Raw genomic sequence first — 11,651 nt, 5'->3', positions numbered from 1 at the left:
TATGATGATGATAAGATGGTGCCTGCTATTTGTGCTGATCTCAAATTGCTTACAGGCACAGGACCGGCAGGAATATTTGCTGCAAAAGAACTGGCAGTTTATCCAAAGCGATCCATCGGGCGCAATGGAACCAAACTTCAATGATAAAGACTGGAAAACTGTTTCCGTACCACATGACTGGGCAATATATGGTCCTTTTGATCGTAATAATGACCTGCAGAAGGTAGCGGTGAAACAGAATGGTGAAACCGTTGCCAGCACGAAAACTGGTAGAACAGGGGGCCTGCCTTATACAGGTATTGGTTGGTATCGTAACCATTTTGATGTACCTGCAGGAGCAACCGTATCGCTGTTATTTGATGGTGCAATGAGCGAAGCAAAAGTATACGTGAACGGTAAAGAAGCTTGTTTCTGGCCCAATGGATACAACTCATTTTCAGTAGATGTGACCCCTTATTTAACAGCTGATGGTCAGCATAACCTGTTAGCCGTTCGTTTAGAAAATAAGCCACAATCTTCCAGGTGGTATCCTGGTGCAGGGTTGTATAGGAATGTACATGTGATAGTTACACAAAAAGCACATGTACCTGTATGGGGTACGTATGTGACTACTCCTTATGTATCCGATGCATATGCTGCTGTGAATCTAAAAACAAACATCGATAATACAGGAGATGCAGATATCAAAGTCATCACAGAAATACTGAATGCAAAAGGAGAGAAGGTTGCAGTAAAAGAGAACATACAAAAGGTCACGCATGGCAAACCGTTTGAACAGAATTTCATCGTGAATCAGCCGGCATTATGGTCTCCCGAAACACCTAATCTGTATACGGCAAAGTCTGTGATCTATATGAACGGCGTGCAGATAGATACTTACACCACCCGCTTTGGTATACGTGATATCCGCTTTGTAGCAGATAAAGGATTCTATTTAAACGGCAAGCTGCGCAAGTTTCAGGGAGTATGTAATCACCATGATCTTGGGCCACTGGGTGCTGCAATCAATGTAGCTGCATTGCGTTATCAACTGACGCTTTTAAAAGAAATGGGTTGTGATGCTATCCGGACTTCGCACAATATGCCTGCACCTGAACTGGTTGACTTGTGTAATGAAATGGGTTTTATGATGATGATAGAACCATTTGACGAATGGGATATTGCTAAATGTGAAAACGGGTATCATCGCTTTTTTGCAGAATGGGCAGAGAAAGACATGGTGAATATGTTACGCCATTATCGCAATGATCCTTGTGTGGTCATGTGGAGTATCGGTAACGAAGTACCTACGCAATGTAGCCCTGATGGATACAAAGTAGCTTCTTTCCTGCAGGACATCTGTCACCGTGAAGACCCTACCAGACCTGTTACCTGTGGTATGGATCAGGTAAGCTGTGTGTTAAGCAATGGTTTTGCATCTATGATCGATATTCCGGGATTCAATTACAGGGTGAACAGGTATAAAGAAGCTTATGGTAAGCTGCCACAAAATCTGGTGTTAGGTACAGAGACTTCTTCTACGGTAAGTTCGAGGGGAGTATACCAGTTCCCTGTAGTAAGAAAGGGCGATGCGGTGTATAAAGATCACCAGTCATCATCTTACGACTTTGAGTATTGCTCCTGGTCCAATTTGCCTGATGAAGATCTGGCGATGGCGGAAGATAATGAGTGGTCTATTGGCCAGTTTGTATGGACGGGTTTTGACTATTTAGGGGAGCCTTCACCTTACGATGTGGATGGCTGGCCAAATCATAGTTCCATGTTCGGCATCATCGATCTGGCAGGTATTCCCAAAGATCGTTATTACCTGTACAGGAGTGTCTGGAATAAAAAAGCGGCTACATTACATGTACTTCCGCATTGGACCTGGCCGGGTCGGGAAGGGCAGGTAACGCCTGTATTTGCTTATACTAATTACCCTTCAGCCGAGTTATTCATCAATGGCACCAGCTATGGCAAACGGTTCAAAAATGATTCTACTAAACAAAACCGTTACCGCTTAATGTGGATGAATGCAGTGTACGAAAAGGGTGAAATAAAGGTAGTGGCCTATGATGAAAATGGAAAAGCTGCGGAAGAAAAGATCGTCCGTACTGCGGGTAAGCCACATCATATAGTACTGGAAGCCAATAGAGATACAATAGCTGCCGATGGGAACGACCTGGCTTATATACGTGTAAAAATAGTAGATAAGGATGGAAACCTTTGTCCGGCAGATCAGCGGTTGATCACCTTCACCGTTTCTGGTGCAGGTAGTTATAAAGCAGCTGCCAATGGAGATCCTACTTCGCTTGACTTATTTCATCTTCCTCAGATGCATGCATTTAACGGAGAGTTGACCACCATTGTTCAGTCAAAAGAACAGGCAGGAGAGATCATTGTGCAAGCAAAAGCTAAAGGGCTAAGTCCAGGAAAGATATTGCTCAAAAGCGGTTTTTGATCAATCATACAGAAAGGCGCTGGTATTACCGGCGCCTTTCTGTATTTATTTTAATATGTAAATCGTTTGTTTTAATCCCATTTATCCCCCGTTTGCTCCTTGTATAAAAACTTCATCAAATATTTAACCTCCAAATTGACGGAACCCGGAAAATCTCGTTATTTTTAAAATATTGACCGAGGGACAAAAGCTTTATAGACCCAAAACCAGGCATTGATTGAATAGTAATCAACTTATGGAACTTTAAAAGTTTGTTAAACGAATGACATTCACCTATTCATTACATAAAATACACCATCCGGACAGCTTCGGTTTTTCACCGGATGCCTATAGCCGCTTTAAATTTGGAGATGATGTAGTAGCAAGGGATTTTGGTATAGCCCTCGCCGAAGGGTATATCAGGAATCACCTGCATTATGTGCCGCCGGAAAAACAACTGGTTGTTATTTCCAGTCCATATGCATTCATTCCTACGGCTACATTTGCGATGAAGAACCACTTCGTATTCCGCCTGAACCGGTGGCTGGCCGAAGAAGGTTATCCCGTAGTACAGGAGGCCAAGGTGCACCGCACCATCACCTACAAGGAAGATTACGGAGAGCTGAATGCCTCAGAAAGGCTTAAACTGATTGGCAACGATTCTTTTCATGTCGATAAGGCGTTCCTGGAAGGAAAAACCGTAATTTTCCTGGATGATATCCGAATCACAGGCAGTCATGAAAGGATGATCCTGCGTATGGTGGACGAATATGAGCTGAAGAACGATATTTGCATGCTATACTTTGCAGAGCTGGCCAATCATTCAATTCATCCGAATATCGAAAATTATTTAAATTATCACTGTGTGAAGTCTATCTTCGATCTTGAAAAGATTATACAAGGGGATAGTTTCCAGATCAATACGAGGATTGTAAAGTATATCCTGAATTACGATTACGATTCATTTTGTATCTTTTTACAGAATCAAACGGAAAACTTTGTCAATTTGCTATATAACATGGCCCTGGGCAACGGGTATCACACCATCGACGCTTACGCCCGTAACCTCGGCTTCATCAATACATACATATATCCGACAAATAATATAAAAGCTTAGAAAAATGGCAATTAACCTTCAAAAAGGACAGAGAGAGGCAATCAATGCGCCTAAGTTCACAATCGGGCTTGGTTGGGATACCAATAGCTCTTCCACGGGCTCCGGTTTCGACCTGGATGCATCAGTTTTCATTCTCGGAGATAATAAAAAGATCTTATCAGATGCGCATTTTGTATTCTATAACAACAAAAAATCACCAGATAATGCTGTAGAACATTCCGGCGATAACCTGACTGGTGAAGGTGCTGGCGATGATGAGCAGATCCATGTAGACCTGTCTAAAATCGATCCGAATGTATCCGAACTTTGTGTGGTAGTGACCATTCATGAAGCAGAGCAAAGGCGCCAGAACTTTGGCCAGGTAAGAAACAGCTATGTTCGCATCGTTGATTCTTCCACCAATCAGGTACTGCTCAAGTACGAGCTGGAAGAAGACTTCTCTATCGAAACTGCCGTTGAGTTTGGCCGTATCTACAAGAGAAACAACGAATGGAAATTTGAAGCTGTAGGTGCCGGTATGAAAGGCGGTTTACAGGATTATCTAAATAAATACAACTAATCGACATGGCTATCAACTTACAGAAAGGACAACGCATCTCCCTCGAAAAGAGCAATGGCACCAAACTGGAAAAAGTATGTGTGGGTATCAACTGGGGCGCTATTGAAAAGAAAGGATTATTCGGACTCGGCAAAACCAAAGAGGCCGTGGACCTGGATGGTAGCTGCGTATTATATAACGAAAACAAACAAGCCCTGGAAGTTGTCTATTTTGGTAACTTGCAATCCAAGGATAGGGCGGTAAGACATAGCGGTGACGACCTCACCGGCGATGTAAATGGTAACGACGGACTGGATAACGAAGTGATCACACTGGATTTCTCCATCCTCAATCCTAACGTCACCTATGTAGCTTTTGTACTCAACAGCTTCAGAGGGCAGGATTTCGGTACCATTCCATTTGCATCCATCCGCATTTACGAAGGTACTCCAAGCAGAGTTACTGAAGTATTTGCCAAGTACGACATTGCACACGATGCCGCCTTTGCCGGACACGTATCCATGGTCATGGGAGTATTCTACAAGAAGAATGGTGAATGGAAATTCAATGCCATCGGAGAAGCTACCAAAGACAGAAAACTGCAGGAAACTGTTGATACAGTAACCCGCCAATACTTATAAGACTAAAAAATTTGCTAATGGATATCAATGCAAATACAACAACTGATGTAGTCATTGCCAGCCCTCACATAGACAGGGAAGGCAATGTAGACCTCACCGTCGTTTCTTCAGACGAAAGTAAGAAGTACGATGAAGTCAGCAAATCCCTTGTACCCGGTGATGTAAACGCCATCCTGAACTATGGTGCCGAAGTGGAGAAATCCATGGACAAGTATAGCAACGACTTCCTGACCTCCGTACGTACCTTCAACTCCGGAGAAGTAGGTGGTCACATCAACGACCTGCTGACAGAACTGAACTATATAGATGTAGATGAACTGGAACAGGGCGGATTCAAATCATTCATGTCCAAAATACCTTTCTTCAAGAAGCTGGTAGTGGATGTGAAAGCAATGTTCCAGAAGTACGATACCGTGATCGCGAATGTAGACAAGATCACCAACAAGATCAAAGCGGGTCGTATCAACTCTCTGAAGGACAATACTGCCCTGCAGACGATGTTCGACAACAATGTGAACTACATCAAGCAGATGGAAGAACTGATCATCTCCGGTCAGTACAAATACAATCAGCTGAGCATAAAGCTGGCAGAAATGGAAGGCAACCCGACTGCATACCAGGATTACGAAATCTCTGATATGCGCGAGTTCCTGCACCGTCTGGACAAGCGCCTGGCCGATATGAAGATCGTACGCTTCATCATGATGCAGTCCCTGGCACAGATCAGAGTGGTGCAGAACAACAATACTGCTATCGCCGAAAAAGCGCAATCCATCGTATCTACCACCATTCCGGTGTGGAAGAACCAGCTGACCATCGCCGTTGCCCTGCAAAGACAAAAGGCGAATGTGGAAATGCAGAAGAAAGTAGCAGATACGACCAATACCATCCTGCAGAAGAATGCTGACATGCTGAAACAAAACAGTATTGAAGTAGCGAAGCAGAATGAAAGTACAGTCGTATCTATCGAAACACTGAAACGTACTACTTCTTCCCTGATCGAAACACTGGCCGAAGTGAAACGTATTCATGATCAGGGTACTGAAAACAGAAAACAACTGAATACAGAATTGCAGTCACTTGAAACAGAACTGAGAAAGAATGTAACCAACGTATAAGGAATGCTAGAAAATGGAGGAGAACCGGGCTATCATATTAAGTGAGTCACAAAGAACGATCAGCAAACTACAACTGCTGTCAGTCTTTTTTGAAGATGAAATAATCTATAAGATCTACCTACGTACACAGGTGATCCATAAATTATTTGAGAACAATACAGACCTGGATGTGAATAAACTGGAACTCTTTCATGTTCAATATTCGTTGACCATTATCGAACTGCTCAGGAAAATCAAAATTGCCAACGAGCGGAATGTACTCATTCTCCATGATGAGATACAGCTGAACACAGACCTTATTGACAAGCTGAATAGCAACGTATTCACAGAACAAAGTTATAACCTGGAAAAGCAGCGGCAGGCACTGAAAGTAAACCAGTCCCTGCGTCGGCTTTTCCAGTTATTATCAGAAGAGAAAGATGAGTCGCCTTTCTCGAAAAATATCAATGCTTTTAGCGCCCGCTTCGCGGCTGATTTCTTCTTCGATATTCCATTCAGTCTCGTAGAAAAACTCACCGACTATAATCCTGCAGAAGTATACCGGAATGCTTACGCCACTATACACAGAAGGCTCCTGGGCATTCTGAACAAGGTAGAATTCAGGAGTGAATTCTATTGTGGATTGACAGCAGGTAGCCTGATACTGGAAGTATATAGTATTACAGGTCTGGACAGGTATTTTGTGTTTGTGCCCTCCCGCAATTTATTTCTCTTCCTTGATATGGCAGAGCTGTCAGGCATAGACCTGCATAACAATATCTCCAAAAAAGCGAAGATCGTACAGGAAATAGCAGATAAGAACGATCAGTTGCAAAGCACTGCCAGCGTGGTAAAGACGCAGATACCACCTGATATAAAAAGGTTGATATCGGATTATCATAATAAGATTGATGATGTGAATTTCCTGCAGAACCTCAGTGATGTGGATATAGAAGCCAATATTCTGAAAGCCATGTTGAATACAGATAGTCTTTAACCATGCAGTTATCCGAAGCCATCCAGTTTATACAATGTGATATATTGCAGCATGCTCCCGTTAGCAAATGGGCAGATCTGGGTTGCGGTAGTGGTTTGTTTTCTATGGCACTGGCGCATTACCTGCCTGAAGGAAGTACTATTTATGCAGTGGATCATAAACCGGCTACGCGGATTCCCGGGCATGGGATAGAGATATTTGAGCTGGATTTTGTGTTTGATCCATTTCCGTTTGGTGCTGTGGATGGTATATTGATGGCCAATTCATTGCATTATGTGAAGGATAAACCTGCATTTTTACAAAAGCTGAAAAGATATTGTTCAACATTGTTAGTTATCGAGTACGATATAGAAAAACCAGTGCCAACATGGGTGCCATATCCGGTTAGTTATAGCAAACTGACGACCTGTTTTCCTGACAAGCAGATTAAAAAATTGAGAGAACGACCCTCTGCTTATGGTCAGGGAAATATGTATGCAGCATTGATTAGTTCGTAATTTTTAAATTTAAATTATACCATGAAAAGAATTTTCCTGGCAGCAATAGCCTGCTTTGTTGTTGTTACTCTGACCCAGGGGCAGACCCTTCAAACTGTTACTACCTCAGGTGACACGACTACAAATTTAATCCGTATTACAGGTGCTAACATGCCAATCACCCTTACTGGTCCCGGCCTGGAATTGGGCTACCAGAGTGCTACCGGATTTTTGCAATCATACAACAGAAGTAGTAGTGTTTACCTGCCACTGAGCCTTAGAGGTACTACTATTACAACTACTGGCCGTACTCTTATTAATGGGGCTACAGATGATGCCAGCACTGCACTTCAGGTAAGTGGAGGGGCTTCCCTTACAAAAAAACTCTACATTGATGTTGCTGTTGAAGGGAATAATGTTTTCACGTATGGTAGTCATCTGGAACTTCACAACTCCCGTTTTACAGGTGGTTTGGCCATGAGTATCGGGCAGAATAACAGTGGTTTGATTCAGGCATATTCCTCTTCTGCTATGAATGGTAGTTTGTTGTTAAATCCCAATGGCGGTAAAGTAGGTATTGGAACTGCAAGCCCTGATCAGGTATTGACTATCAAAGGTGGAGGTATTGGTTTTGATGGGACTTCTTCTGATAAAAAATTATAGGATTACCCATTTAAAGCTCATAGCCCTTAATTGACCATCACTTGTTTTTTATGCGATTTTCCTATGAAATGCAGAGCCATAAAAGGTTTTGTGTATTTTAAACGACCCTTAAATGGGTAATCCTAAAAAATTATATTCCCCGGCAGATGGTACATTGGAATGGTACACAAACAATAATGCCGGGGAACATGGCTTTGCAATCAGCCACCAGGGTACAAAACAGGTATACCTAAACTCTTATGGAGATAGTTACCTGATGGGAGGTAATGTGGGTATTGGTACTAAGACACCTCAGTCTCAACTCGCTGTAAATGGTACAATCACTGCTACAAAAATAAAAGTAACTACTACCGGATGGCCTGATTTTGTATTCGATGAACAATACCAGCTGCCTACTCTACAGGAAGTAGAAAGCTATATCAAAGCCAATAAGCACCTGCCAGCGATACCTGGCGCAGCAGAAGTAGGAAAAGAAGGACAAGATCTGGGAGCCATCAACAAAGCCCTGTTGCAAAAGGTAGAAGAACTCACACTTTATATTATTCAGCAGCAAAAGCAGATGGATGCGATGGATGCGAGATTAAAAGCTGTAGAAAAGCAATAATAGTAAAGATACTAATATGTGCAAAAGGCATATATTAGTATCTTTATACTTTATGACCATAGCCGAAAAACTACGCCTCGCCAGCACTTCTCTATTCGGTCTCTCAATCGGAGACGCCTTTGGAGAAACCTTCTTTGGCAATGAGGACCTCATCACCAAAAGACTAATTTACAAGGAATTAAAACCAGGCAACTGGAATGTCACTGACGATACGGTCATGGCAATAGGTATTCACAACATACTTGCAAAGGAGGGAAAGATTGACCAGCAAAAGCTCGCCACTGAATTTGCCAGAAACTACAAATTAGACGATTACCGTGGTTACGGTGGCACCGCTCACACTATTCTGCGTGCAATAGGTGAGGGCGAAGACTGGAAAACAGTGAGTAGCTGTGTGTTTGATGGCATGGGCTCTATGGGCAATGGTGCCGCTATGCGTGCCGCCCCGATCGGAGCTTACTTTCATGATGATGTGGAAACACTTGTGACACAGGCCCGCCTTTCAGCAGAAGTGACACACTATAACGAAGAAGCCATTGCCGGCGCTATCGCCGTAGCCCTGGCCGCCAGCATCGTGATCCGTCAACCAGCTCTTACTGCTAAGGAATTCTTTGATTTTATCATACAGCATACACCTGACAGCGATACCCGATCCAAAATTCAAAAAGCAGCCACATTACCAGCCCATTACGACATCCGTACCATCGTTTCGATACTTGGTAGCGGGGTGAAAATGCTGGCGCAGGATACGGTGCCTTTTGCCCTCTGGTGTGCAGCCCACCATCTGGATAGTTTTGAGGATGCTATCTGGACTACCGTAAATGGCCTTGGCGACCGGGACACCACCTGTGCCATAGTAGGGAGCATCGTTGTCTTATCTGCTGGTACTGAACATATTCCACAGGAATGGATCGACCAGACAGAGGATTACAGGTCCACTCTTTTTTTCAACATCTAATGGGGGAAACTCCTTCTTTGTTCGAACCTTTTTTTTCTACAATTTGCACCCTCTATGAACAAAGACGATTTATTCTGGCTCATTTCCTCTTCACCTGCTATCCAGATGCTGCGCCTGCGCAACACTCATTGGATACTTCCATTCCTGTACAGCGTGTTCAAGGAAGAGAACCGTTTCTCTATTCCTGAGTCACAACTGGTACAAATGCTGGCCGAAGCGCTCAGCCTACAGGAAGACGGCGTGGAAGACCTGGAAGAAGCAAGGATCAACTTTGGTGAAGACGAAGAAACACGTAGCAGAAAATATATACTTAACTGGGTACAAAAACGCATTCTGCAGGATCTGCCGGATGCCGAAGGCAATACCCGCTATCAGCTCAGTGCTTATACTGAAAAAGTATTCCAGTGGATGCAGACCCTGCAGTTGCGGCAACACGTAGGTACAGAAAGCCGCTTCAAACTCCTCTTCAACTCCCTCCGCGATATCGTAGAGAACACAGAAGATGACAGAGGTAAGAAACTGGAAATACTCAGGAATAAGCGCGCCGAAATTGATAAAGAGATCAAAGCATTGGAACTGGGTATTACCCCAGACAGGTATAACAATGCCCAGGTAGAGGAACGACTGGAACTCTTTACCCGTCTCTGCTACGAACTGATCAGCGATTTCCGTGAGGTAGAAGATAACTTCAAGCAGATACACCGTACGATCGTGGAACAGCACACCCGCGCTGAACAAAGCAAAGGCGCCATCATCGGTTTTGCATTCGAAGCCTACGACTCCCTTCGCAACAGTAACCAGGGGAAGAGCTTTTATGCTTTCTGGGACTTCCTCATCTCCCGTGCCGGTCAGGAAGAATGGCGGGAACTCACCGAACAGCTCATGCACCTGGTAGACGAAAGAGGTATACAGGCAGATGAGTCTTTCCTTACAAACATCAAATCCCTGCTGCTGGAGCAAGGGAAAAACGTATACGATGCCAATGATAAGATGGCGGAAAAACTAAGCCGTATTATCTCCGAAAAAGAGATTGCACGTCACCGCCGCCTGCGCAAGCAGATCAACAGCATCAAGGAACTGGTATTCGGTTTCAAGGAAGAAGAAGACGATGTGGAAGCCGGTATCAGCATTGACGACAGTGCTGAAATCAGGATGATCCTGGAACGTAAGCTTACCCTGGAACAGAAAAAAACTATTACAGAGGTAAAACAACCGGGTACCGCCACCGAAAAAATAGAGGATATGACACGCTTCAGCCGCCTGCTCAATACCTCTCACATCAACAAAAAATACCTGTGGACAAAAGTAGAAGGGGTGCTGAAAGACAAGCAGACCGCTACGCTCAAAGAAGTACTGGAAGCCTCGCCGCTGGAATATGGCCTTGCTGAAATTATCAGCTATTACGACTTCGTAAGGGAAAAAGGTGGCAAAGCATACACCGTACAGAATACCACAGAACTGATACCTCTCAATGCGGAGCAAACCCGCTTTTTGGAAGTACCTTATCTTTTATTCGGAAAATAAACAAGTATGAGTACACCTGTCAAAATATTACCCTACGCTTCCTTAGTGGTCAAGTTACTCAAAGGACCCGTAGAATATGTAGAAAAAAGTGCCTGGGAGAAACTGTTGCAATACAAGGTGGAACTGATCATCTTTCTTCAGCAACTAGGCCTCACTCTGGTACTGGATGAACAGGATGGCTATGCATTTGTAAAGCATGCCATGTCAGAAGACGAAGAAGCCTATGTAAGCTGGGTACAACGCCGCTCTTTCTCTTACGAGGAAAGCATCATGCTGGTGTTGCTGCGCGAGATGATGGCAGAATTCGAAATCAGTGATTCCTCTTCCCGTGAGCTGATCAAGAAGAGAAGAGAGATCAAGGAATATGCAGAACTGTTCTTCAAGGAAGGCGCCAGCCGTATCCGCTTTCTGAAAGATATAGACAGGCTGATCGACAAAGTGGAAGAAAACGGCTTCCTGCAAAAAACAGAAAACAACGACCTGATCGATGAACAGAAGTTCCGCATCAGGAAGATCATCAAAGCTAAAGTAGACGGCGAAGCGCTGGAACAATTCCAGCAACAACTGCTCGCTCACCAGGAAACCCCTGTGGAGGCAGAGTAAGCAAAACCAACTCA

The 11,651-nt window shown here is 43.8% G+C and carries 12 protein-coding genes; all 12 read left to right on the top strand.

Annotation, left to right across the window (positions count from 1 at the left end):
- Nucleotide 1: 1 nt before the first annotated feature.
- The 12 genes from BW716_RS15205 to BW716_RS15150 all read left to right on the top strand — a co-directional run bounded on the left by BW716_RS15205 (nt 2) and on the right by BW716_RS15150 (nt 11,637).
- A complete protein-coding gene (locus BW716_RS15205; protein WP_220388765.1) occupies nt 2-2,440 on the top strand; it encodes a DUF4982 domain-containing protein in 2,439 nt (812 codons plus the stop codon).
- A 262-nt stretch (nt 2,441-2,702) separates the two neighbouring features.
- Nucleotides 2,703-3,536 carry a phosphoribosyltransferase family protein gene (locus BW716_RS15200; protein ID WP_083723457.1) on the top strand — a complete coding sequence of 278 codons (834 nt, stop codon included), beginning with the start codon at nt 2,703-2,705 and terminating at the stop codon, nt 3,534-3,536.
- Between the two features lie 4 nt (nt 3,537-3,540).
- Nucleotides 3,541-4,095, top strand: a complete 555-nt coding sequence (locus tag BW716_RS15195; protein WP_083723455.1) for a TerD family protein — start codon at nt 3,541-3,543, stop codon at nt 4,093-4,095.
- Between the two features lie 5 nt (nt 4,096-4,100).
- The gene (locus BW716_RS15190) at nt 4,101-4,715 is read left to right on the top strand and encodes a TerD family protein (RefSeq protein ID WP_083723453.1); all 615 of its coding nucleotides are present in this window, start codon (nt 4,101-4,103) and stop codon (nt 4,713-4,715) included.
- Nucleotides 4,716-4,732: 17 nt separating this feature from the next.
- Nucleotides 4,733-5,833, top strand: a complete 1,101-nt coding sequence (locus BW716_RS15185; protein WP_083723451.1) for a toxic anion resistance protein — start codon at nt 4,733-4,735, stop codon at nt 5,831-5,833.
- Nucleotides 5,834-5,846: 13 nt separating this feature from the next.
- A complete protein-coding gene (locus BW716_RS15180) occupies nt 5,847-6,809 on the top strand; it encodes a hypothetical protein (protein WP_083723449.1) in 963 nt (320 codons plus the stop codon).
- Nucleotides 6,810-6,811: 2 nt separating this feature from the next.
- Nucleotides 6,812-7,306 carry a class I SAM-dependent methyltransferase gene (locus BW716_RS15175; RefSeq protein ID WP_083723447.1) on the top strand — a complete coding sequence of 165 codons (495 nt, stop codon included), beginning with the start codon at nt 6,812-6,814 and terminating at the stop codon, nt 7,304-7,306.
- Nucleotides 7,307-7,327: 21 nt separating this feature from the next.
- Nucleotides 7,328-7,948, top strand: a complete 621-nt coding sequence (locus BW716_RS15170) for a hypothetical protein (protein ID WP_083723445.1) — start codon at nt 7,328-7,330, stop codon at nt 7,946-7,948.
- Nucleotides 7,949-8,060: 112 nt separating this feature from the next.
- Entirely contained in the window at nt 8,061-8,552 is a 492-nt protein-coding gene (locus BW716_RS15165) for a hypothetical protein (RefSeq protein ID WP_083723443.1), read from the top strand.
- Between the two features lie 52 nt (nt 8,553-8,604).
- Entirely contained in the window at nt 8,605-9,510 is a 906-nt protein-coding gene (locus BW716_RS15160) for an ADP-ribosylglycohydrolase family protein (RefSeq protein WP_083723441.1), read from the top strand.
- Between the two features lie 54 nt (nt 9,511-9,564).
- Nucleotides 9,565-11,034, top strand: coding sequence for a DUF3375 domain-containing protein (locus tag BW716_RS15155; protein ID WP_083723439.1), 1,470 nt, complete (start codon nt 9,565-9,567; stop codon nt 11,032-11,034).
- Nucleotides 11,035-11,040: 6 nt separating this feature from the next.
- Nucleotides 11,041-11,637 (top strand): DUF4194 domain-containing protein, encoded by a 597-nt coding sequence (locus tag BW716_RS15150; RefSeq protein WP_083723438.1) that lies wholly within the window; start codon nt 11,041-11,043, stop codon nt 11,635-11,637.
- The last annotated feature ends 14 nt before the right edge of the window (nt 11,638-11,651 follow it).

Origin of the sequence: [Flexibacter] sp. ATCC 35208, from assembly GCF_001975825.1 — a bacterium.
Taxonomy (GTDB): domain Bacteria; phylum Bacteroidota; class Bacteroidia; order Chitinophagales; family Chitinophagaceae; genus Chitinophaga.
Note: the sequence above shows the minus strand (reverse complement) of the source record. Positions and strands in the feature narration are given on the sequence as shown.

Bases quoted from the DNA above. Each gene is read 5' to 3' on its own strand.
- BW716_RS15205 (WP_220388765.1), top strand. From the start codon at position 2: ATGATGATGATAAGATGGTGCCTGCTATTTGTGCTGATCTCAAATTGC.
- BW716_RS15200 (WP_083723457.1), top strand. From the start codon at position 2,703: ATGACATTCACCTATTCATTACATAAAATACACCATCCGGACAGCTTC.
- BW716_RS15165 (WP_083723443.1), top strand. From the start codon at position 8,061: ATGGGTAATCCTAAAAAATTATATTCCCCGGCAGATGGTACATTGGAA.
- BW716_RS15155 (WP_083723439.1), top strand. From the start codon at position 9,565: ATGAACAAAGACGATTTATTCTGGCTCATTTCCTCTTCACCTGCTATC.
- BW716_RS15160 (WP_083723441.1), top strand. From the start codon at position 8,605: ATGACCATAGCCGAAAAACTACGCCTCGCCAGCACTTCTCTATTCGGT.
- BW716_RS15185 (WP_083723451.1), top strand. From the start codon at position 4,733: ATGGATATCAATGCAAATACAACAACTGATGTAGTCATTGCCAGCCCT.
- BW716_RS15190 (WP_083723453.1), top strand. From the start codon at position 4,101: ATGGCTATCAACTTACAGAAAGGACAACGCATCTCCCTCGAAAAGAGC.
- BW716_RS15150 (WP_083723438.1), top strand. From the start codon at position 11,041: ATGAGTACACCTGTCAAAATATTACCCTACGCTTCCTTAGTGGTCAAG.
- BW716_RS15195 (WP_083723455.1), top strand. From the start codon at position 3,541: ATGGCAATTAACCTTCAAAAAGGACAGAGAGAGGCAATCAATGCGCCT.
- BW716_RS15180 (WP_083723449.1), top strand. From the start codon at position 5,847: ATGGAGGAGAACCGGGCTATCATATTAAGTGAGTCACAAAGAACGATC.
- BW716_RS15175 (WP_083723447.1), top strand. From the start codon at position 6,812: ATGCAGTTATCCGAAGCCATCCAGTTTATACAATGTGATATATTGCAG.
- BW716_RS15170 (WP_083723445.1), top strand. From the start codon at position 7,328: ATGAAAAGAATTTTCCTGGCAGCAATAGCCTGCTTTGTTGTTGTTACT.